This is a genomic window from Pseudoclavibacter sp. VKM Ac-2867, from assembly GCF_015351275.1.
In the GTDB taxonomy this organism is placed as follows: domain Bacteria; phylum Actinomycetota; class Actinomycetes; order Actinomycetales; family Microbacteriaceae; genus Pseudoclavibacter.
The window spans coordinates 82,042-104,279 of record NZ_JADKSL010000015.1 but is presented as its reverse complement, the minus strand read 5'-3'; the positions used below and the strand labels follow the sequence as shown (position 1 = coordinate 104,279).

At 68.6% G+C, this 22,238-nt stretch carries 17 protein-coding genes and 1 pseudogene; 6 read left to right on the top strand and 12 right to left on the bottom strand.

Annotated elements, in window-relative coordinates; translation table 11 throughout:
* Positions 1 to 58 precede the first annotated feature (58 nt).
* From ITJ67_RS14575 to ITJ67_RS14545, 7 genes are all read right to left on the bottom strand, one after another.
* Positions 59 to 2,065 (bottom strand): primary-amine oxidase, encoded by a 2,007-nt coding sequence (locus ITJ67_RS14575; RefSeq protein WP_194678107.1) that lies wholly within the window; start codon positions 2,063 to 2,065, stop codon positions 59 to 61.
* Positions 2,066 to 2,157: 92 nt separating this feature from the next.
* Positions 2,158 to 3,651 (bottom strand): aldehyde dehydrogenase family protein, encoded by a 1,494-nt coding sequence (locus ITJ67_RS14570; protein ID WP_194678106.1) that lies wholly within the window; start codon positions 3,649 to 3,651, stop codon positions 2,158 to 2,160.
* Positions 3,652 to 3,841: 190 nt separating this feature from the next.
* Positions 3,842 to 4,261, bottom strand: a complete 420-nt coding sequence (locus ITJ67_RS14565; protein WP_194678105.1) for a hypothetical protein — start codon at positions 4,259 to 4,261, stop codon at positions 3,842 to 3,844.
* Positions 4,262 to 4,339: 78 nt separating this feature from the next.
* Positions 4,340 to 5,521: a M20 family metallopeptidase gene (locus ITJ67_RS14560; RefSeq protein WP_194678104.1), complete on the bottom strand. Its 1,182-nt coding sequence runs from the start codon at positions 5,519 to 5,521 to the stop codon at positions 4,340 to 4,342.
* Positions 5,514 to 6,185, bottom strand: coding sequence for a DUF1028 domain-containing protein (locus ITJ67_RS14555; protein ID WP_194678103.1), 672 nt, complete (start codon positions 6,183 to 6,185; stop codon positions 5,514 to 5,516). The genes ITJ67_RS14560 and ITJ67_RS14555 overlap by 8 nt, the downstream gene beginning before the upstream one ends.
* Positions 6,182 to 6,616 carry a RidA family protein gene (locus tag ITJ67_RS14550; RefSeq protein ID WP_104331627.1) on the bottom strand — a complete coding sequence of 145 codons (435 nt, stop codon included), beginning with the start codon at positions 6,614 to 6,616 and terminating at the stop codon, positions 6,182 to 6,184. Before ITJ67_RS14550 ends, ITJ67_RS14555 begins: the two co-directional genes overlap by 4 nt.
* On the bottom strand, positions 6,613 to 7,911 hold the full coding sequence (locus ITJ67_RS14545; protein ID WP_194678102.1) for a flavin-containing monooxygenase: 1,299 nt from the start codon (positions 7,909 to 7,911) through the stop codon (positions 6,613 to 6,615). Before ITJ67_RS14545 ends, ITJ67_RS14550 begins: the two co-directional genes overlap by 4 nt.
* A gap of 289 nt (positions 7,912 to 8,200) precedes the next feature.
* Here ITJ67_RS14545 and ITJ67_RS14540 point away from each other — a divergent pair, with 289 nt between their 5' ends.
* Positions 8,201 to 9,130: a LysR substrate-binding domain-containing protein gene (locus tag ITJ67_RS14540; RefSeq protein ID WP_228502950.1), complete on the top strand. Its 930-nt coding sequence runs from the start codon at positions 8,201 to 8,203 to the stop codon at positions 9,128 to 9,130.
* 26 nt (positions 9,131 to 9,156) lie between these two features.
* On the opposite strand, the gene ITJ67_RS14535 is transcribed toward ITJ67_RS14540, so the two are convergent.
* Positions 9,157 to 10,176: an aldo/keto reductase gene (locus ITJ67_RS14535; protein ID WP_194678101.1), complete on the bottom strand. Its 1,020-nt coding sequence runs from the start codon at positions 10,174 to 10,176 to the stop codon at positions 9,157 to 9,159.
* A gap of 90 nt (positions 10,177 to 10,266) precedes the next feature.
* Here ITJ67_RS14535 and ITJ67_RS14530 point away from each other — a divergent pair, with 90 nt between their 5' ends.
* The 4 genes and pseudogenes from ITJ67_RS14530 to ITJ67_RS14515 all read left to right on the top strand — a co-directional run bounded on the left by ITJ67_RS14530 (position 10,267) and on the right by ITJ67_RS14515 (position 15,559).
* A complete protein-coding gene (locus ITJ67_RS14530) occupies positions 10,267 to 12,249 on the top strand; it encodes a beta-galactosidase (protein WP_194678112.1) in 1,983 nt (660 codons plus the stop codon).
* A 110-nt stretch (positions 12,250 to 12,359) separates the two neighbouring features.
* Positions 12,360 to 13,340, top strand: coding sequence for an SDR family NAD(P)-dependent oxidoreductase (locus ITJ67_RS14525; RefSeq protein ID WP_160075205.1), 981 nt, complete (start codon positions 12,360 to 12,362; stop codon positions 13,338 to 13,340).
* Between the two features lie 69 nt (positions 13,341 to 13,409).
* A pseudogene (locus tag ITJ67_RS14520) lies at positions 13,410 to 13,751 on the top strand (DUF5956 family protein); the annotation flags it as partial.
* A 317-nt stretch (positions 13,752 to 14,068) separates the two neighbouring features.
* On the top strand, positions 14,069 to 15,559 hold the full coding sequence (locus tag ITJ67_RS14515; RefSeq protein ID WP_194678099.1) for an HNH endonuclease signature motif containing protein: 1,491 nt from the start codon (positions 14,069 to 14,071) through the stop codon (positions 15,557 to 15,559).
* Between the two features lie 201 nt (positions 15,560 to 15,760).
* Here ITJ67_RS14515 and ITJ67_RS14510 read toward each other — a convergent pair whose 3' ends face one another.
* The 4 genes from ITJ67_RS14510 to ITJ67_RS14495 form a co-directional block, all read right to left on the bottom strand.
* Positions 15,761 to 17,458, bottom strand: a complete 1,698-nt coding sequence (locus ITJ67_RS14510) for a glycoside hydrolase family 13 protein (RefSeq protein WP_160070709.1) — start codon at positions 17,456 to 17,458, stop codon at positions 15,761 to 15,763.
* 136 nt (positions 17,459 to 17,594) lie between these two features.
* Positions 17,595 to 18,476 (bottom strand): carbohydrate ABC transporter permease, encoded by an 882-nt coding sequence (locus ITJ67_RS14505; protein ID WP_160070708.1) that lies wholly within the window; start codon positions 18,474 to 18,476, stop codon positions 17,595 to 17,597.
* Positions 18,476 to 19,420: a carbohydrate ABC transporter permease gene (locus ITJ67_RS14500; RefSeq protein WP_194678098.1), complete on the bottom strand. Its 945-nt coding sequence runs from the start codon at positions 19,418 to 19,420 to the stop codon at positions 18,476 to 18,478. Before ITJ67_RS14500 ends, ITJ67_RS14505 begins: the two co-directional genes overlap by 1 nt.
* Positions 19,421 to 19,461: 41 nt before the next feature.
* Positions 19,462 to 20,742, bottom strand: coding sequence for an ABC transporter substrate-binding protein (locus ITJ67_RS14495; protein ID WP_236558233.1), 1,281 nt, complete (start codon positions 20,740 to 20,742; stop codon positions 19,462 to 19,464).
* Positions 20,743 to 20,869: 127 nt separating this feature from the next.
* Here ITJ67_RS14495 and ITJ67_RS14490 point away from each other — a divergent pair, with 127 nt between their 5' ends.
* The gene (locus tag ITJ67_RS14490; protein ID WP_323741472.1) at positions 20,870 to 22,060 is read left to right on the top strand and encodes an ROK family protein; all 1,191 of its coding nucleotides are present in this window, start codon (positions 20,870 to 20,872) and stop codon (positions 22,058 to 22,060) included.
* Positions 22,061 to 22,238: the final 178 nt, after the last annotated feature.

Here is a 22,238-nt window from a genome sequence, read left to right as displayed (position 1 = left end):
CGCCGCGCGGATCTCCGCGCGGCGCACCTTCGAGTCGCTCCTTCGAGTCGTTCCTGGCCTACTCGGCAGGCATGCGACCGTACCTGCGCGCCGCGCTGTGCGCGCAGCAGGAGCCAGCCCCTCGTGTCGCCCAGTCGGGCACATCCAGCGCCGGGTTGCGGTCGAAGAAGCCGTACGGCTTCAGCTGGAGGCGGTAGATGTCGACGGGCATGATCGGGAAGTCCTCCGGCCGCGGCAGGTGCGTGGGACCGAAGGAGTGCCAGACGACGATGTCTCCGCCGTCGACGGACTCGGCATCGTCGACATACGCGGGAAGCCCCGCGCCGCCTGCATGCTGGTTCGGGTACTTGCCGGCCGGCCAGCGCTCGTCCTCGTGGTACTTCGTGACCCACGTGTTGTGGGCGGCGAAGGTCGCTCGCTGGTAGACGCTCGACTCGGGGTCGGCGAGCAGCGTCGGCCACCCTTCGCCAAGCAGCTCGTACTCAGTCGACTTGCCGATCGCGTTGCGGCGCTCGTTCGACCCGATGTGCCAGGTCCGTCGCACCGAGCGGTCGTCGTCGAAGCCGCCCTCGGTCTCGATCCGCTCACGAGCCCACGTGAAGGCGTTGCCGTAGGGGTTCTGCTCCCCCATCGGGATGCGTCGCACCTCCGACCTGTCGACGTAGTTGTCCGGCCCGTCGACTTCCATGTCGAGCCGCGCGCAGAAGATGTGCTGGTGCACCGGCGCGAACAGCCCCGGCGCGATCTCCAGCCGGTGCGCCTCGGTCGCCCCTGGCACTCCCGAGCCGTTGAACACGAGCCCGGTCGCCTTCGCCTCGACCTCGATGGTGCCGTCGAGGTACAGGTGCCAGTAGAAGCCGTAGTCGTAGTTGCCGACCGTGGCGATGTAGGAGATGACGAGGCGCCGCTGCCGACGCACATCCGTTCCGTAGCCGAACTCGGTGTGCTTGTAGAGGATCGACGCGTCCTCCTCGTGCATGCAGATCGCCTGGGGCACGCGCATGGCGTGTCCGTGGTCGTCATGGCTCATGCCGTCGAAGTAGTGGATGACGCCGAGGCAGTCGCAGCCGAGCGCAAGCGAGTTGGCGCTCTTGCCGAGGTAGTACTCGCCGGCGTCGAAGTAGCTGATCCAGTACCGGTTCCGGGAGGTGTCGCCGTACGGCACGATCATCTCGGGAACGGACCCGCGGTACATGATCGGTCGGCGTTCCTCGCCGTCGAGGAAGCTGAGCTGGTTGAGGACGAGCCCTTCCCGCGCGTTGAAGCCGACGCGGAACTGCCACCCCTCCCAGTCCACGAGGGAGCCGTCGACGGCGAAGCTCGGGCCTTCCGGCTGCGTGATCTCGATGGGCTTGAGGGTGGATCGCGCTGGGCCCACGTGCTCGTCGTCGTAGCGCCCTGAGGTCGCCGCAGTGACGACGTCGCCCTCGTCGAAGACGCTCACGACCTTGCCGGTCGTGAGGTCGATCGTCACGAGCAGGCCCTCGACGGGGTGCGCCCAGGCGACGTCGTCCGGGTGGTCGCGGAGGAACGTGAGGGAGCGGATCATGCGTCGCCCGATCTCGTCCTCGTAGCCGAAGTAGCCGGGGGCCAGCGGGGAGCAGAACGCGTCTTCGATGCGATCCTCGAGGCCGCGGCGGCGCATCGCGGCCTGCCATTCCTCGCTCGACTTGGCGATCTCCATCGCGCGGTCGTACTCCTCGAAGAGGTAGGCGGGCTGCCCGTAGGGGAACTCCCCGCTTGCCACCACATCACAGGATGCGATGACGCCGGCGTCCAGATCGACGACGTATTCGGTGGAGACGCCGGTGTCCGTCTCGAGCACGACGTACTCGATGCGGCGGCGCAGCGGGCCCCCCTCGGTGAAGCCGCGGACGAACTCCTTGTCCGGCTCGATGGGCATGACGCTGGGGAACCGGCTCTGCTCGGTGAGGAGCCCTTCGGCCTCGAGGATGGAACGGCCTCGTTCGATCTCGATGGCGGTGAGCGGGTCGAGCGGATGCCGGACCTCGTCGAGGTGCGACACCCGCTGACCCGTGGTGTGCAGGGGTTCTGTTGTGGTCATGAGCGCCTCCTCGCGCGGAACGACGGGGACTCTCCCCGTCGGAGATCGGGAGCACCGCTCGACCGTTGCGCGGTCGGGGTGCGGCACGCGGTTCAGCCGTGCTGGAACCAGGTGGTCTTGAGTCCGACGTAGTTGTCGATCGCGTGGCGTGACAGGTCGCGCCCGAACCCGGACTCGCGGAAGCCGCCGAACGGCGTCGTGAGGCCGAGCGCGTCGACGGTGTTGACCGAGACCGTCCCTGCGACGAGCCGGTCGGCGACACGGTGCGCCCTGGCGAAGTTCGAGGTCCAGACCGAGGCCGCGAGGCCGTAGGTGGAGTCGTTCGCCTGGTGGACGGCGTCGTCCTCGTCGTCGAAGGCGATGATGGTGGCGACGGGCCCGAAGAGCTCGTCGACGACAAGCGGGTGCTTCGCGTCGAGGCCCGCCACCGCGGTGGGCGCGTAGAACGCCCGCGACGCTCCGCGTTCGATGCGCTCGCCGCCGAAGAGGATGTCGCCAGCGGAGCGTCCAGCATCCACGGCACGTTCGATGTCGTCCGTGTGGGACTCGTTCACGAGCGCGCCGCCGCCGGTCGACCAGTCGAGGGGATCCCCGGGAGCGTAGGCGCCCGCGGCGAGCTCGAAGGCGGAGATGAAGGCGTCCAGCACGGGGCGCTGCACGTAGATGCGGGAGTTCGCCGAGCACACCTCGCCCTGGTTGTAGAAGGCGCCGAAGGCCGCCTTCTCGGCGGCGAGCTCGACCGACTCGACGTCGGCGAACACGAGGTTCGCGCTCTTGCCGCCGGCTTCGAGCGAGAGGCGCTTCATGTTGCTCTCGCCGGAGGCCACGAGCAGGCGCTTCGAGACCGCAGTGGAGCCGGTGAAGGTCAGGGCGTCGACGCCACGGTGCCGTGCGAGGGCTTCGCCGACGACGCGGCCGGAGCCCGTGACGACGTTGAGGACACCGGCGGGCACTCCTGCCTCGACGGCGAGTTCCGCGAGCAGGAGCGCGGTCAGCGACGACTCTGAGGCCGGCTTCAGGACGACGCTGTTGCCGACCGCGAGGGCTGGCGCGATCTTCCAGCAGGCGATCTCCATGGGGTAGTTCCACGGCGTGATGGCGGCGACGACGCCGAGCGGCACGCGCGAGACGACGGCGGTCGATCCAGGGGGCGTCGAGGGCACCTCGTCGCCGAGCTTGTCGGCGAGTTCCGCGTACCAGCGGATGGTCGCGACGGAGCCGGGAACATCCACGGTCATGGACTGCCCGATCGGCTTGCCCATGTCGAGGGTCTCGAGGAGGGCGAACTCTTCGGCGCGGAGCTCGACGAGGTCGGCCCAGCGCTGCATGATCAGGCCCCGGTCTGCGGCGGCGAGGCCGCTCCACGTGCCGGCCTCGAACGATGCCCTGGCCGCCGCGACGGCGCGCTCGGTGTCGTGCGTGGTTCCGGCGGCGACTGCGGCGAACGCCTGGGCCGTCGCGGGGTTGATGCTGGAGACCACGGCACCGTCCGACGCGTGGGCGCGGACGCCGTCGATGAAGAGGCGCCCATCTGGCGTGAGGGACTGGGCGCGGGCGTGCCAGTCGATCGAGGTGGGCTCTTCCATCTGCGTCTCCATTCGTCGGGGGCACTCGGGTCGTGCTCTGGAATGCTCAGCGGTGTCGCCGACCCGCGCGTGGCCGAGCGACATCGCTGTCGGTGGTGCATCCACACTGCGCCACGTCGGCACATCTACCAAGCACACGATTTCGATCTACTGCATCTGCATCTTCGATGCCGACGTGTCGCAGGCAGGCTCACCCGGCGAGCGTCGCCACGAGCATCCAGGCCACCATCATCACGTTGACGACGAACGACACCTGCCCGAGCCTCGGACCCATGGCGAGGTCTCGCCACAGCAGCCCGCGTGCCGTCAGCCAGGCGATCGCCGTCGCGGCGGCGATGAGGTGCGCGAGCTGCACGCTCCCCTGGCCCCCGTGGTGCGACGACGCCATGGTCGCCTCGCCGGCGTGGCCCGCGAGGAAGCCGGCCACGAGCAGCGCGAGCATGGCCAGCTCGTCCACGAGGGCAGGCAGGTGCCGGCCGTCCCTCCGGCATCGACGGGCGGTCGCCATGCAGAGGAGGTAGATCAGCACCGCTCCCCCGAGGTGCAGCATCGGCTCGTGCGCACTCACGAGGCACGGGATCATCGCGACGAGCATCACCGCGTGGTGCACCAACCAGGAGGCTCCCGGTCGTTGCCCCGCGGTCCGCGGGATGCCCCTCACCATGGTGCTCATGAGCGAGGCAGGGCGTCAGCCCTCGCCGAGACCGTCCGCGCGGGACGCGGATGATGTGGCGGATGCGACATCGATGACCGTCCAGGCGATCAGCACCGACGCATCCACGAGCGCACGCTCGGCGGCAGGGCCGACGCAGGCCGCTGCGAACTCCTTCTGGTGATTGGCGAAGGGCAGCGAGTCGACGCCGATGTACGGGTGGATAGCGGGTACGAGCTGCGAGACGTTGCCCATGTCGGTGGAGGCGCGGTTCATGCGGCCGGCAGTCAACGGGTCGGCGAAGACCCGCCCGCGGGCGATCGCGTTGGCCGTGTACGCCGCCAGCGCCTTCTCGTCGGTCCGGAACTCCGCGTATGGCTTGCTCTCCGGCTCGATGCGCAGCGTGCTGCCGCTCGCCAGCGCCCCCGCCTCGAAGCAGCGGTTCACGCGCTCCTCGAGCCGGTGCAGCTCCTCGAGCGTGTTGGCGCGCACGTACCAGCGCCCCTCCGTGTGCTCGGGGATCGCGTTCGGCGCGAACCCGCCGACCGTCTGGATCCCGTGCACGCGCGTGTCGGCGGGCAGCTGCTGTCGGAGCAGCCCGAGCGCGAGCTGCGCGATGAGGAACGCGTCGTTCGCGTTGACGCCCTCGTCCGGATACGCGGCGGCGTGCGCTGAGACCCCGTCGTAGGTGATGTGGCTGTGGGAGACCGCGAACGGCCTCGCCTCGGCGACGTCGACGGGGGCAGGATGCACCATGATCGCGAGGTCGAGGTCGGCGAACGCACCGGCCTCGATGAGCTCGATCTTTCCTCCGCCGCCTTCTTCCGCGGGTGTCCCGTAGACGCGCACCGTCACGCCGAGCTCCTCGACGAGCGGGAGGAGCGCGAGGCCCGCCCCGACCGCGGAGGCCGCGATCAGGTTGTGGCCGCACGCGTGCCCGAGTCCCGGGAGGGCGTCGTACTCGGCCATGATGCCGATCTTGAGCGGCCCCGTGCCGTACTCGGCGAGGATGGCCGTCGCGAAGCCGAGGTAGGCGCGCTGCACCGCGAAACCCGCATCCTCCAGCGCCGTCGCGACCCACGCGGCAGCCTGGTGCTCCTGCCACGCGGTCTCCGGGTTGGCGTGCAGTCGCTCGGAGAGCGCGATGAGCGACGGCGCCGCCTCCGAGACGCGCTCGTCGGCGCGGCGCTTGGCGTCCTCCACCGTGAGGTCACTCATCTCCGGGCACCCCATAGGAAGGAGCCGCCGTCGGGTCGATGCCGCGGGAGACGTAGTCGTCGCGCTGCGGCAGCCAGACCTCGAGGAGGTCGGCAAGCTCGGCGACGGGGTCGGCCTCCGTCCAGTCGACCCGAAGGTCGGTCACCCGCCAGCCAGCGGCCCGAACCACCGAGAGTCCCGCCGAGTGCACGGGCCCAGCCTCGCCGCCGGCTGCGATGGCCGCGCGCAGCGCAGCCATCAGCCGTTCCTCCAGCTCGCCCTCGGCGCTGCCGAAGGCGTCCACCATGAGGTCCGGAATCGTGGCCGCTGCGAGCATGTTTCCGCCCGCGGCGACCCCCTGGGCCTGGCTGTCGCCGAAGATGCCGAGCGCCCGGCCTCCCGAGTAGACGGCCGACCCGCCAGCCGCATCCACGACCAGCAGCTGCCGGTACTCGATGTGCTCCGTCTGCGCGGTGACGGTGTCGAGCGCCTCCCGAGCCGACGCGCCTGTGCGCAGCGCCTCGAGCAGGATCGGTCCGAGCCTCGGGTCGGTCACGTTCTGCGAGTTGACGGCACCGACGCCATCGGCGAGGTGCGCGCATCGCGCGGCCACGGCGGGCGACGACGAGCAGATCGCGGACCCAAGGGCTCCCGTCTCGTCTCTGGCCACGATGGAGAACGTCACTGGGCGTCCCCGTCCGCCGGCGTGCTGATGACGGCCGTCGCATCGATCTCGACGAGCCACTCGGGGCGCGCGAGGGCGCTCACCACAATGCCGGTCGACACGGGATGCACGCCTTTCAGCCACCGCCCCATGACGCGATAGACCGGCTCCCGGTAGCGCGGGTCGATGATGTACACGATCACCTTCACGATGTCGTCGAGCGACGAGCCTGCCTCGTCGAGCAGCATGGCGATGTTCGCCATCGCCTTCTCCGCCTGGGCCTCGACGTCGCCGATCCCGACGGACTCGCGCGACTCCAGGTCCTGGCCGATCTGCCCGCGCAGATAGACGACGCCGCCGGCCACGACCGCCTGGCAGAGATCGTTGTCGAGGTTCTGCTCGGGATAGGTCACCTTCGTGTTGAAGGGGCGGATGCGGGTGTGCGTGGTCATCGCGAAGCTCCGATCGAGGCGGGGACGGGGGTGCTGCTGGTGCTCGGTTCCGTGCGGTAGTCGGCGTAGCCGCGCTGGATCATGATCTGGTCGGCGACGTAGCTCGCGTCGTGCCAGACGCCCCAGATGAAGCTCGAGCCGCGCCGGGACTGCCACGGCAGGCCGAGGAAGTAGATGCCGGGTTCCGTCGAGACGCCACGCTGCTGCTTGGGGCGACCGCGCTCGTCCACGGCCTCGACCGGCAGCCAGCTGTAGTCGACCGCGAAGCCGGTCGCCCAGACGATCGAGGTGATGCCAGCCTGAGCCAGGTCGAGCTGCGCGAGCGGATGCTCGACGCACTCCGGGATGGGACCGAAGACGCGCGCTTCCGGCTCCTCCGGGAGGTCCATCCCGTTGCGCACGATGAACGCATCCGCCTCGTCGAGGACGGACAGGTAGTTGGCGTCGCCGTCGGCGATGTTCTTCGCCAGGTCCGGCCCGAAGCTGATGACCCCGTCCTCGCAGCTGTTCGTGCGACCGACGAGCGTGATGCCGCTCGCCGCGAGCGCACGGAAGTCGACCGTGTGCCCGCCTCTCGCGCCGCTGACGGCGATCGTCACGTGCTCCGCCCCGCGAGGCGGCGCCGAGGCCTCCCACTTGCCGAGCACGCCGAGCCACCAGACGAAGTCGCGATCCCGGTAGGCACGCGGCGGGCGGTCGTGTGGGCCGACGGAGAGGAAGACCTCCCGGCCGGAGCGGCGCAGCTCATCGGCGATCTGCACGCCGGAGGAACCCGCGCCGACCACGAGGACCGCGCCATCGGCAAGCTGCTCAGGGTTGCGGTACGCGCTCGAGTGGAGCTGCTCGATGCCGGTCGCGGCCGGCACGATCGCGGGAAAAACGGGCCGCTGGAATGGCCCGGTGGCGGCCACGACGTAGCGCGCATCGATCTGGCCTTCGCTCGTCTGCACGTGGAAGCCGGGAACACCCTCGCGCCTGCGCACCTCGGTAACCTCCACTCCGCAGCGGACCGGGGCGCCGAAGCGCTCCGCGTACTGCTCGAAGTAGTCGGCCATCTGATCCTTGGTCGCGAAGGCGTCAGGCGCGACGCCCTCGATCTCCATGGACGGGAACCGGTCGTGCCAGGCCGGCCCGTTGGCGACCAGCGAATCCCAGCGGCCCGTCCGCCACCGCTCGGCGACACGCTCCCGCTCGATCACGAGGTGCGGCACCCCACGTCTCGTCAGGTGCTCGCTCATCGCGACTCCGGCCTGGCCGGCACCCACGACGAGCACTTCCGTCTCCTGGAACGACATACGAACCTCCATGCTGGCGAAGAAACTCGCTCGCGAGCCACACCCCGGCCGAAGCCGGAAGCACCTGATCGCTGGGCAGCCATGTCGTCCGCCCCGAGTGACTCCACCAAACCCCACCGCGGAAGTGGCGGCAAATATGCGTTGCCGAGGCAGTCCATCGAATCTCTTGATGTGGATGCGCCGCCCCCGGGAAACTCGGGGGCAAGAGGTCTTCTCGGCTCCGCAGAACCACATCAGAATTCTTGAACTGCGGGGCCGACAGCATCATCAGTCGAGATACCATCCGTGCATGGCCAGATCCAGCCGCTTCGACATGACCCTCACTCAGCTGCAGTACTTCGTCGCCGCCGCGACCAAGCAGTCGATGACCGAGGCGTCCCTCGACCTGCACGTCGCGCAGTCCGCCGTCTCCACGGCCATCGCCCAGCTCGAGCGGTCGCTCGGCGTGCAGCTCTTCATCCGCCAGCGCAGCAAGGGACTCGCACTGACGGATGCGGGCACGCAGCTGCTCCGGGACGCGCAGCCGCTCCTCGCCCAGGTCGACGAGGTCGCCGACAACGTGCGCGGTCATCACACCTCCGTGCGCGGAACCCTGCGCCTCGCCTGCTTCGTCACGCTGGCTCCCTTCGTGCTCCCCAGACTCATCTCCCGAGTCAAGGAGGAGCACCCCGAGCTGCAGATCGAGATCATCGAGGCCGATGTCGACGGCACGGTCGAGCTCCTCCTCAACGGCTCGGTTGAGGGTGCGATCGCCTACGACTTCGGGGCGGTGCACGACCTCACGTTCGACCACCTCTACGCGTCGCCGCCGCACATCATCCTCCCCGTCGATCATCACCTCGCGCAGCGGAAGCGGATCAAGCTGGCGGAGCTCGCCGAGGAGGACCTGATCCTCCTGGACATCGCCCACTCGCGCGACTACTTCCTCGGCATGCTGGCCGACGCCGGCGTGCACCCCGCCGTGCGCTACAGCTCGAGGAGCTACGAGACGGTTCGCTCGCTCGTCGCGCGCGGGCACGGGTTCTCGATCCTCAACCACCGCCCGGAGATGCCGCAGACCTACGACGGAGGCGAACTCGTCTCCGTGCCGATCGCCGAGAGGGTCGCGCCCCTCGACGTCTGCTTCGTGCGCCTCTCCGAGGTGAAGCCGAGCGCCAAGGTCCGTGTCATCGCGAAGCTCGCGCGCGAGCTCTTCGGGACGACAGCCGACGCCAGCTGAAGCGAGCCCCCACGTTCGGCCAGACGCTAGACGGAGCCATCCACGGCGAAGGGCTCGATCGCGGCGAGCTCGTCCTCGGTCAGCGCCGGCGCCTCCAGCGCGGCCACGTTCTGCTCGAGCTGCCCGACGCTCGATGCGCCGATGAGCGCGCTCGTCACCTGCGGGTGCCGGAGCACCCAGCTCAGCGCGAGCTGCGCCAGCGTCTGCCCGCGCCCCGCCGCGATGTCGTTCAGTGCGCGGGCCCGGGCGAGGTACTCGGCGTCGATTCCATCGGCAGACAGGAACCTGGACGTCGCGGCCCGCGAGGTCTCCGGCACGTCACCGCCGAGGTATCGGTCGGTGAGGAGCCCCTGCGCGAGCGGCGAGAACACGATCCCGCCGGCCCCGACCTCATCCAGCACCGGCAGCAGGCCCCGCTCGATGTGGCGGTCGAACATCGAGTACCTGGGCTGGTGGATGGTGAGCGGGATGCCGTGTCCCGCGAGGATGCGCGCCGCCTCACGGGTCTGCGCTGGGTCGTAGTTCGAGACGCCGACGTAGAGGGCCCGCCCGGAGTCGACCGCCGTCGCGAGTGCCCCCATCGTCTCCTCGAGCGGCGTCTCCGGGTCGAATCGGTGCGAGTAGAAGATGTCGACGTAGTCGAGGCCCAGGCGACCGAGCGACTGGTCGAGCGAGGCGAGCACGCTCTTGCGCGACCCCCACTCTCCGTATGGCCCCGGCCACATGGCGTAGCCCGCCTTCGAGGAGACAAGGATCTCGTCGCGGTGGGCGGCGAGGTCCTGCGCGAAGATCCGGCCGAAGTTCTCCTCGGCCGAGCCGGGTGGTGGGCCGTAGTTGTTCGCCAGATCGAAATGGGTGATGCCGAGGTCGAACGCCCGGTGCAGGATCGCCCGCTGCGTCTCGAGGGGCCGCTCCCGCCCGAAGTTGTGCCAGAGGCCAAGGGAGAGCTCTGGGAGCTTCAGCCCGCTCCTCCCGGAACGGCTGTAGCGCATCCGCTCATACCGGTCGGGGGCGGCCTCGTATGCGGGGCGCGATTCGTCGGTCATGCACCGATTCAGCCACTTTCACTTTCGTAAGTCAATGGCGCGCCACGTTTACGATGACGTAAGCTCTTTCGGGTGAACACATCGACGTGGATGCCCGGCCCCAAGAAGATCCGCTTCGGCGGCGACTACAACCCCGAGCAGTGGCCTCGTGAAGTGTGGGACGAGGACATCCGCCTCATGCGCGACGCCGGCATCAACCTCGTCAGCATCGGCATCTTCTCGTGGGCCCTCATCGAGCCAGAGGAGGGCGTCTACGACTTCACGGTGCTCGACGACATCATCGGACTGCTCCACGCCGCCGGTATCGACGTCGACCTCGCGACGCCGACCGCCTCCCCGCCCGCCTGGTTCTACCGGAAGTATCCGCACACGAGGGCCGTCACTCGCGACGGCGTCCCCCTGGCCTTCGGCTCGCGCGGCATCGTCAGCCCAAGCTCCCCGGAGTACCGCCTCGCGGCGACGGCCATCGCGGCGAAGCTCGCAGAACGCTACGCGCAGCACCCGGCAGTCGTGCTCTGGCACGTCCACAACGAGTACGGCGCCCCGATCACGGAGAGCTACGACGACGCCTCCGTCACCGCGTTCCGCGCCTGGCTGCAGGACCGCTACGCCACACTCGACACCCTCAACGCGGCCTGGGGCACGAACTTCTGGGGACAGCGCTACGGCTCCTGGGACGAGATCGACGCCCCACGCACCTCGGGAACGGCGAGCAACCCCGCCCACCGCCTCGACTTCCATCGCTTCAGCTCGGCGGCGCTCCTCGAGTGCTTCAAGGCCGAACGCGACACGATCCGCGAGCACGCCCCTCAGCCGATCACCACGAACTTCATGGCAGGCATCTGCCCGAGCGTCGACCTGTGGCAGTGGGCCGATGAGGTCGACATCGTCGCCAACGACCACTACCTCACCGCCGAGCAGGACGACAACCACATCCAGCTCTCACGCGCCGCCGACCTGACACGCTCGCTCGCCAGAGGCAAGCCGTGGATCCTCATGGAGCACTCGACCTCCGCCGTGAACTGGCAGCCCCGCAACATCGCCAAGCGCCCGGGCGAGATGCGGCGCAACAGCCTCGCGCACGCGGCCCGTGGCGCCGACGCGGTGCTGTTCTTCCAGGTGCGGGCAGGGCAGAAGGGCGCAGAGAAGTTCCACTCCGCGCTCATCCCCCAGGCCGGCGAGGCATCGCGGAAGTGGCGCGAGTCGGTCGCGCTCGGAGCCGACCTGACCGCCCTCGCCCCGATCCTCGGGTCGCAAGTGCATGCTCGGGTCGCGATCGCCTGGGACTGGACCTCCTTCTGGGCGCAGGATCTCGACTGGCGGCCGTCCGTCGACCTCGACCACCGGGAACGGGTCGAAGCGTTCTACTCGGCGCTCTGGCGCCGCGGCGTGACGGTCGACTTCGTCCACCCCGCCGACGACCTCACCGGTTACGACGTCGTGTTCGCCCCGTCCCTGTACCTCATCGAGGATGATGCCGCCGCCAACCTCCGCGACTACGCCTCAGGAGGCGGCACGCTCGCCTTCTCCTACTTCTCCGGCATCGTCTCGAGCAACGACGACGTGCCGACCGGCCCCTACCCGGGGCAGCTGCGCGACGTGCTCGGACTTGTCATCGAGGAGTTCCTTCCCTTGCGCGCCGGGGAGCGGACGACGCTCGCCGATGGATCGATAGGCCGCGTCTGGAGCGACGACATCGAGCTCCAGGGCGCGCACAGCGTCACCGACTTCGCCGACGGGCCCGGTACTGGCCGACCGGCGATCACGCGGAACGGCTTCGGCGAGGGCACCGCCTGGTACCTCGCCACCGCGCTCGACGGCGCGGACCTCGACGGGTTCGTCACGGCCGTGCTCGACAGCGCCGACTCCACCTACTCACCGATCAGCGACCTCGAGACCGTCGTGCGCCACGGTGACGACACCGACTACGTGTTCCAGATCAACCACGGGGCGCTGGATGCGGGCGCGGGCATCGTCGGGCACGACCTCCTCGCCGACAGGGCAGTGAGCTCCGGCGACGCCGTCCCGGGCGGGAGCGTCCGCGTCGTCGCCGTTCCGCGCGCCGACGGCTGACCGTGGCGGGCGCGGCCCGGGGGCTGACGGCGACGGCACACGGCTGACGGCTGACGGCACCGCTCGGAAACGATCAGGGTCTCGTCACAGCGCGCTGATAGGAACGAGTCATGACACCCCAGACGACACCCGCGTTCGGCACGCCCCAGTTCGGTGCGAGCTCGACGGCCCTCGACGTCGTCGAGGGCACCGACCTGACCGGCAGGACCGCGCTCGTGACGGGAGCGAGCTCCGGCATCGGCGTCGAGACGGCCCGCGCGCTCGCCTCGGCGGGTGCGGCGGTGACGCTCGCCGTCCGCGACCTCGACGCTGGCGAGCGCACCGCGACCGACATTCGCGCATCCACCGGCAACCCGGACGTGCGCGTCGAGCACCTGGACCTCGCCGATCTAGCGACCGTGCAGAGGCTCGCCCAGGCCTGGACCGGGCCCCTGCACCTGCTCGTGAACAACGCGGGCATCATGCACACCCCGGAGCTCAGAACCCCGGGCGGCTGGGAGCTGCAGTTCGCCGTCAACCATCTCGGGCACTTCGCGCTCGCGAAGGCGCTGCTGCCTGCCCTCACCGAGGCGGGGAACGCGCGCGTCGTGGTCGTGAGCTCGAGCGGGCACGCCTCCAGCGGCATCCGCTTCGACGACCCCTTCTTCGTCAGGGACGACTACGACTCCGGACTCGCATACGGGCAGTCGAAGACCGCGAACGTGCTCTTCGCGCTCGAGGCGACACGTCGCTGGGCCGACCGCGGCGTCACGGCCGCGGCGGTCATGCCCGGCGGGATCTGGACGAACTTGCAGCGACACTGGGACCCCGAGGTGCTCGCCGACATGAAGCGACGCTTCCCGACCAAGACACCCGAGCAGGGCGCCGCGACGTCCGTGTACGTCGCAACCCGCGCCGAGCTCGGGCCCGGCACGCCGGCCTACTACGAGGATTGCCACCCGGCGCAGCTCGTCGAGGAGGTCACCGACGGCGTGCACGGCGTCGTCCCGCATGCCATCGACCCTGATGCCGCTCGCAGGCTCTGGGAGCTCTCGGAGTCACTCCTCGCCGACGAGGCCTCCCAGCCCGCCGAGCCCGAGCTCTCGAACTGAACCTGGAGCGATTTCCCGACGGAGCGCACCGAGTCGGAACGCGCGTGCGCCTCGCACCCGAACGGGTGGACGGCGCTCAACGCCTACCTGGCTGGCCCCGAGTACGTGTGCCAGCGGCCCGCAACATACCCGACGCACAGCCCAGACGGCCACCCATTGGAGCCCGCCACGGAAGAGATCCGCGCGATCATCCACGAGATGACCGCCGAATACCTCGCCCATGCAGGTGTTCCCGAGCAGCCGTTCGGCGTCGACTGGGAGATCAGCCTGCCCGCAGGCGTCGACGAGGGCAGGCTGAATGGCGCGTGCATGGCTGCCCACCACGCGATCGACCCGTACAACGGACGCCTCGCGGCCCAGCGAATGCTGACCGCGCTCCGAGAGCTGCTGGCTGAACCGGCACGGGAGTAGGCACGGAGGTGGGCGCGCGAGGTGGGCGCGCGAGGTGGGCGCGCGAGCCCGTGATGGCGCGGGTCGGGGCGTCGGCGGGTCGCGGGGTCTTCGTGGGCACTTCCTTCGGGACCAGCTTCCGCCTCGCTAGACTTTTGTGAACATTACTTCACGGACACGCGGGGCGGCTAATCGTACACAGCTACCAATTTCGATCAACTTGAGTGCCTGCCGTTTCTGGGGATATCTCCCGTGTAGGCCAGCATGTGACTTCGGGAGCCTGAAAAAGTTATGCACAACCCTCCCTAAAATCGGACCGGTCCGGTAGGCTTGGGTCCATGCAACAGCACCGCAGCAACGACGTGGCCGATCCGGGGTTTGACCCTTCGGACCCGGCCTCCGTCGCGGCTCGCCGGTCGGAGATCCTCGCGATGGAGGAAGCGGCCGCGGCGATGCTCGCGGCCGGCGCCGCCCTGCAACTGCGAGCCCACGCGGCCGCGTACGACTTCGGGCACGCCCTCGATGTCGCTGAGGGATGCGCGGAATCCGCCATGCACGTGCGATCGATCGCGAACGAGGTCGGCCTGCTCGTGAAGCTCGCCGCCGGCACCGCCCAAGGACACCTCGCGTCAGCATCCGTGACGCTGCGCGAGTTCCCGGCCCTCGCCCTCGCGCTCGAGAGCAATGTCGCGACGCCCGCTCAGGTGCACAAGCTCGTCGAGACCGGCCTGAAGATCAACCACGACGACCCGGCCGAGCAGACCCACCGGCGGGGCGAGTTCGTCCAGGTCATGCTGGAACGGGTGCGCCGGGAGCCGCTCCCGCCGGCAGCGCTGCAGAAAGCGGCCGAGCGCGTCGCGGAAGAGCTCACCGGGGAGTCCATCGATCAACGCCACGAACGCGCGAAGAAACGGCGCCGCGTGAGCGTCGAGGACCTCGGCGACGGCATGAGCATCCTGCGAGTGCTCATGAGCTCCTTCCTCGCGCACGCCATCCGCGACCGCGCACGCAAGCAGAGCAAAGCCATCATCAGAGCCCGCCCCAAGCCGGGCACCAATCAGACCGGCCAGGCCGGCGAAACCGGTCAGACGGGCGAGCCGGGCGAGCTGGCAGACGCGGTTGCGCCGGATGAGCGCACCCTCGACCAGGTCATGTCCGACGTCGTCGCGGACCTGCTCCTCACCAGCGACCCCACCATCTCGAGCGCAGCGAACGGCATCCAGGCCACCGCCCACGTCAGCATCCCCATCACGACACTCTTCCCCGACCCGGCCCGGCCAGCACGAGCCCCGGCGCTGCTCGAGGGCATGTCCCCCATGCCCATCGAAGACGCGAAACACCTCGCCGCGACCGCACCCGCCTTCGTCCGCCTCCTCACCCACCCCATCACCGGAGCAATCCAAGCCGTCGACGCCTACACCCCCACCGCAGCCATGCGCGCGTTCCTGAAAGCCCGCGACATCCACTGCCGCTTCATCGGCTGCCGCCAACCCGCCACGAACTGCGAACTCGACCACACCATCGACCACCAATACGGCGGCAAAACCGCCACCTGGAACCTCAGCGACTTCTGCAAAAACCACCACATCATCAAGCACCACACCGCCTGGACCGTCACCCAACACGACGGCGGCACCCTCGAATGGACCACCCCAAGCGGAAAAACCTACGTCGACCGACCCGAACCCCACGGCCCCACCTTCACACCCACCGACCAACTCTTCAGACCAGCGGACGAGCCCCCAGGGCCCAACTCGAGTGAGCGCTCGGCCCCTGAAGAAGACCCGCCGCCGCAGCTCGGCCAAGCCTCCAGCGCGCCGCCGTTCTGACCAGGCGAGGCGACCCGCGGGCGACGCGCTGCCTCCACGAGGCGCGCTCGCAGAGGTGCGCCCTCGCTCGTGTGACGAGCGAGGGCGCACCCAAGTGGGAGTCGCGAGTCGCTCCGCGCTGCCCGCTCTCTCCTTCTTCCTGTTTCACACTTCCCGCCGCCTACCGATGGTCGCCGACGGACTCCGGCTAGCGAGCCCCGACTAGGCCGGGCGACGCACCCACGCGGTCGTCTCGCCCGCCAAGTCTGTGCCACTGTCGAGGTCGCTGCGCAGCAGCACCTCAGCGTCAGCGCCAAGGTCGAACGGCTCGGACCCGAAGTTCGTCACGATCTCCCAGCCGTTCGGGCGGGCGAAGCGAAGCACGTCCGCTCTCCCGCTCGGCAGCCACTCGAGCTGCTCCCCGCTCTGCAGCTCGTGCCGCAGCGCGAGGGCCTTCCGGTAGAGCGCAAGCACCGAACCGGCGTCCTCTTCCTGGAGCTCGACGGCCGACGCGCCGAACCATCCGGGCTGGGGAAGGTGCGCATCCGCTTCCCCGAACCCGAACGATCGACCCTCGGCAACCCAGGGCAGAGGAACACGGCAGCCGTCGCGGCCGATGTCGACGCCGGGGTTGCGGAAGAACGTGGGGTCCTGGCGGTCCGAGTCCGGGATGTCGGCGACCTCGTGGAGCCCGAGCTCCTCACCCTGGTACAGGTACGCAGAACCCGGCAGCCCGAGCGTGAACAGAGTTGCCGCCCGCGCCCGACGCAGCCCGCCCTCCGCGTCGAGCACAGGGTGCTCGCCCCCCGAGAGCAGCCACTCCGAGCCGTGCTTCACGACCGGGTGACCCTTCTCGCTGCGCTCCGGATGCGGCAGTCCGTAGCGCGTCGCGTGACGCACCACGTCGTGGTTCGACAGCACCCAGGTGGTCGACGACCCGGAGCGCTCCGCGAGCTCGAGGTTGTCGGTCACGATGCTCGAGAACTGGCGGGCATCGAAGTCGGCCTCGAGGAGGTCGAAGTTGAACGCCTGACCGAGCCCCTCCGGGCTCGCGTAACGCGGGCGGCGGTCACGCTCGACCCACGCCTCGGCGACGGCCGTCCGCGGTGGGTCGTACGAGTTGAAGACCTTGCGCCACTCGGCGTAGACCTCGTGCACGTCGTCACGGTCGATGATGGGGTGATTGCCGTCGAAGGGCAACGCGTCGAGCACCGCCTTCGACGGCAGCTCGCCGCTGAGGTCCTTCGTCAGCATGTGGGCGACGTCGATGCGGAAGCCGTCAACGCCTCGGTCTGACCAGAACCGCAGCGTGTGCAGGAAATCGGCCCGCACCTCGGGGTTCGCCCAGTTGAAGTCGGGCTGCTCGACCGCGAAGTTGTGGAAGTACCACTGGCCGTCCTCGACACGATGCCAAGCCGGTCCGCCGAACACCGACTCCCAATCCGTGGGCGCCTCCGCCCCGTCCGGCCCATTGCCGTCGCGGAAGATGTAGCGGTCGCGCTCCGGGGAGCCCGGCCCAGCGGCGAGAGCCGCCTGGAACCACTCGTGCTGGTCAGACGAGTGGTTCGGGACGATGTCCACGATCACGCGGATCCCGGCCACGTGCAGGGCGGCGACCATGCGGTCGAAGTCCTCGAGCGTGCCGAGGCGGGCATCCACGTTGCGGTAGTCGGCGACGTCGTAGCCGCCGTCGGCAAGCTCAGACGGATAGAAGGGGCTGAGCCAGACGGCGTCGATGCCGAGCGCCTGCAGGTACGGCACCTTCGCGGTGATGCCCGGCAGGTCGCCGAGCCCGTCGCCGTTGGCGTCCGCGAAGCTGCGCGGATAGATCTGGTAGACCGCCGCCTGACGCCACCAGTCGGCGTCCTGCGGGCGGGCGCGGGTGAGGACGTCGGTCTCTGCGGAGAAGGTCGAGCTCATAGTTGGGTATTCCTCGGGTTGTTGGTGGTCTGTGGCTGAGAGAGTTCTGGGTTCGGGAGGGCTCGAGAAGGTTCGAGAGAGCTCGCGGTGGGCGCGAGATGCTCCTGTGGAAGCTCATGCGGCGTCCGCGAGGCAGTCATCCCTTGACGGCGCCCTGCGTGACGCCCTCCATGACCCACCGCTGCGTGAACAGGTAGGCGATGAGCGCCGGCGCCATCGCCATCAGGTAGGAGGCGAAGGACACGTTGTAGTTGTTGCTGAACTGGGTCTGGAAGATCTTCTGCACCACGGGCAGGGTCTGCATCGCCGGGTCGGAGATGATGAGCGACGGCATCATGAAGTCGTTCCATGAGGCGAGGAAGGCGAAGATGCCGACCGTCGCGCTCATCGGGGCGAGGAGCGGGAAGATGACCCGCCAGAACGTCTGCCACGTGCTGGCGCCGTCGATGCGGGCGCTCTCCTCGAGCTCGCCCGGGATCGACCTCAGGAACGCGGTGAAGAGCAGGATCGAGAAGCTGAGCTGGAACATGACGTGGAGGATGATGACGCCGACCGGATTGTCGAGCCCGAAGAGTCCGCTCATCTGGATCTGCGGAAGGGCGACGGCCGGGAAGGGCAGGAACATCGCCGCCAGCAGATAGTAGAAGGAGCCCCGGAAGAACCGGTTGTTCCAGTTGCGCGTGATGGCGTACGAGGCGAGAGCCGCGAGCAGGATGACGCCCACGACGGTGCCCGCCGTGATGAACACGGAGACGCTGAACGCCTGCGGGAAGTTGGTGAGATTCCAGGCCTCGACGAATCCGTCGAAGCTGAATGGCGCAGGCAGAGCGAAGACGTTGCCGCTGACAGCCTGCGAGGTGGTCTTGAAGGCGGTCACCACGGTCACGTAGAGCGGGATGAGCACGGTCACGGCGCAGAGGAGCAGGATGATCGTCGTCGACCATCGACCTCGTCCGCCACGGTTCCTGCTTGCCGAGGCCACTCGTGCGCGGCTGACGATGGGCTGTTGAAGTGCCATCAGAGTTGGTTCTTTCCCTGGGTGAGGCGGAGCTGGAGGAGGGAGATGACGACGACGAGGACGAAGAAGAACGTCGCGTTGGCCATCTGGTAGGCGTAGTCGCCGCCGCTGAAGCCGGTGAAGATCGTCATGGCGATGCTTCTGGTCGACGTGCCCGGGCCGCCGTCCGTGAGGCCGACGATGATGTCGTAGGCGTTGAGGAAGTTCTTGAAGCCGAGGATCACGTTGATGACGACGTAGCCGGCGACGAGCGGCAGCGTGATCTGCAGCATCTGCTGCCACTTCGAGGCGCCATCGAGGTCTGCCGCCTCGTAGACGTCGCCGGGAACCGCGAGGAGACCGGCGATGTAGATGAGCAGGGTGCCGGGGATCGCCTGCCAGGCCGTCACGATCACGATCCCGATCCAGGCGAGGTTCGGGTTCGCGAGGATGCTCTCCGACAGCCATGGGATGTTCAGGCTCTGCCCAAGTGCCGGCACGGCGTTGGAGAACAGGAAGTTGAACACGAACGCGATGACGATGCCCGAGATGACCATGGGGATCACGAACACGGTGCGCAGCGGAGCCTTGAGGCGGATGCGGGCGACGAGGCCGATCGCGAGGAGGAACGCGAGCACGTTGACGAGGATCACGGTGACGGCAGCGAAGCCCATCGTGAACCCGTAGCTCTGCCAGATGGCGGGGTCGCCGAACATGGCGATGTAGTTGGTGATGCCGACGAAGTTCCATTCGCCGAAGCCGATGGAGTTCGTGAAGCTGAAGAAGATGCCGATGATGGCGGGGATGGTGATGGCGATCGTGAAGAGCACGAGCGTCGGGACGAGGAAGAGGTAGTGGACGCGGTCGATGCGACGTGAGCTTCGCGGCCTGATTTTCTGGCCTTCGCGGGCGGCTTCCTCGGTGCGGATCGCCTCAGTGGTGGTTGCCTCGATGGTGGTCGACATTGGTGTCTCCGGTCCGGTTCTCGATCGAGTTGCGCTGGCCGTCATTGGCGCAGCGCGAGGCGGGCCCAGTCGGCGTCGAGCGTGCTGAGCGTCGAGTCGACGCTCGCTCCCCCGGTGACGAGTCCCTGCATGTAGTTCTCGGTGGGGATCGTCAGCGGAATCGCCTTCGACGGCCCCTGGTAGAAGGCGGCCTTCTCGTAATAGGGCTGGAGTTCGACGAGCCGCGGGTCGGTGACCGGGTCGGCGTCGACGGTCGTGCCGAAGCCGAGCTGGGCAGCGTTGTAGGCGTTGATGACCTCCGGCTGGAAGAGGTACTGGAGAAACTCGCGCGCTTCCTCCTTGTGCTTGGAGGCCTCCGGAATCCAGGCTGCGAGGTCGATGTTGACGCGCACCTCGCGGTCGTCCGCGTTCTCCGTCATCGGGAGGGGGAACATGCCGAGGTTCGCGTCCGGGTTGGTCTTGGCGATCTCGCCGAGCGCCCACGGGCCCTGCAGGTACATGGCCGCCTTGCCCTCGGCGAAGGCCACGTTGCCGTCGCCGTAGCCTCGGCTGCCCGCATCCGCGTTGGTGTAGGTGCTGGCGAGCTCCGTCATCCGCGTGACCGGGTCGGTCATGGTCGCTTCGAACGAGACGGGCGAGTCCGGCCCGACGTCGGTGCCCAGTTCATTGAGCTCGTCGTAGAAGCCCGCGACGTCGATGGAGCCGCCAACCGTGTAGTCGAACCATCCCTGGCTCACCGTCCACGGGTCCTTGAAGGTGGCGTAGAACGGGTCGACGCCGGCCGACTTGAGCTGATCGCAGACCTCGATGAGCTCGCTGTAGGTGGTCGGCACCTCGAGGCCCTGCTCTTCGAAGATGTCCTTGTTGTAGATGACGGATGCGGCCATGACCGAGTAGGGCAGCACGCTCGTGCGCCCCGGGTAGCTGGCGTACTGGTCGACGAGGCCCTGGATCTCCGGCAGGATGCGGTCGGCCTCAGGCAGGTCGGACAGGTCTGAAAGTGCCCCGCGTTCCATGAAGCGGGCCATCTCCATGTTGTAGTTGAGGAGCCCCAGGTCCGGCGGGTTGCCGCGAAGGAACCCGGCCTGCAGGTTGGAGGAGGTATCGAGGACCACTCGCACCTCGCTCTGCGAGGAGTTGTAGTCCTGGATGAGCTCTCGGAAGTACGGGATGGCTTCCGGCTTGCTGAGGAAGAAGCGCACCTCGGTGGGCCCCGTGCTGGTGCAGGCGGCGAGTCCTGAGCCGGCGAGCGCGATCACGAGCGCGGCGACAAGCGCACGCAGCAGGGCGCGGGGCCGGAAGCGTTTCGAAGGTGTTGGCACGTCGTTGTCCCTTGGGCTGAGCTGGCCGCTGCGGACGCTGGCCAGACATTGAAACGAACACTAAATTTTGTATCTAAATTTACTGCTGGAGGTAATGTAAACCCACTGCCAGCGAAAGGTCAACACCGTGTTCAGCCTTCTCAGCACCCCACCTCCCCTGAAGCGCGCCAACCTGCAACTGCTGCTCGAGTACGCCTGGAGCTCTGAGGCATTCACTGCGACGGATGCCATGAGCATCGGCCTCACGAGGTCGACCATCATCGACCTCCTCGACGAGCTCGCCTCGTGCGGGCTCGTCACCGAGCTCCCCAACTCGCGACAGGACGGCAGCTACCAGAAGGGGCGCCCCGCGCGCCGCTTCGAATTCGCGGCAGACGCGGGGGTCGTCGTCGGCGTCGATGCCGGACGCGAGCATCTGACGACGACCGTGTCGAACCTCCGCGGCTCGACGATCGGCACCAGCCAGGTCGAGGTCGACCCCGAGGCCGATTCCCCCGAGACGAGGCGAGACCTCCTGCGCCGGGTCGTCACCGACCAGCTCGGCGTGACCGGGCATGCCTTCGAGGAAGTGGCGGCGATCTGCATCGGCGTCCCCGCCCCCGTGGACGGGCGTGGTACCTCCCCCACGCACGTCGACAGATTCTGGCAGCGCACCAACCCAGATTTCGTGACGGTCTTCGAGGAGCAGATCCCGATCATCCGCGTCGAGAACGACGCCCTGCTCGCCGCCGTCGCGGAGGGCAGCGTGGGTGGAGGTGTCGGCAGCAGCGACTTCGTGACCTTCCTGAGTGGCGAGCGCTTCGGTGCGGGCATCGTCGTCGACGGGCGACTGCTCCGTGGCGCCCACGGCGGGGTCGGCGAGATGCTCGGGCTCGACCTCGTGGCCGGCGCGGAAGGCGTCGACGGCCTCGGGCTGCGTGCGGCGCGGCTCGCCAAGGCAGCCGTCGCCGACGGCAACGTGCTGCCCGGAAGCCCACTCCTGCGGGTGGAACCGGAGCAGATCGACGGCAAGCTCGTGCTCGAAGCGGCCAGGGACGGCGACCCTGACGCTCGTCGGGTCGTCACGGAAGTCGGCGGAGTGCTGGCTCGCATCGCCGGCCTCGTCGCAAGCCTCTTCGACCCCGAACGGGTCATCATCGCGGGAGGCGTCGCGCCCGGCGCCGACGGCATCATCGCGGCGGCCAGGGAGGAACTCCCAGCGCTCCTGCACCTGCCCGTTCCGCAACTCGTGCGCTCAGAGCTCGGCGCCGGCGTCGTGTCGATCGGCGCCGTGCAGCACGCCCTCAGCTCCCTGAGGGCCAGCATCCTGGACCTCTGAGCGAGGACGGACCCCGGACGAAGACAGGCCCCGGACGAAGAGAAACCCCGAACAGGGAGACACCCCGAACGACGAAGCACCCGAACAGGGATATCTCGCGCTCCGCACCCGTGACTGTGCCAGTGCCAGTGCCAGCACCCGGGCACGGGCACGGGCACCCGCGCCCACCGGCACGCGG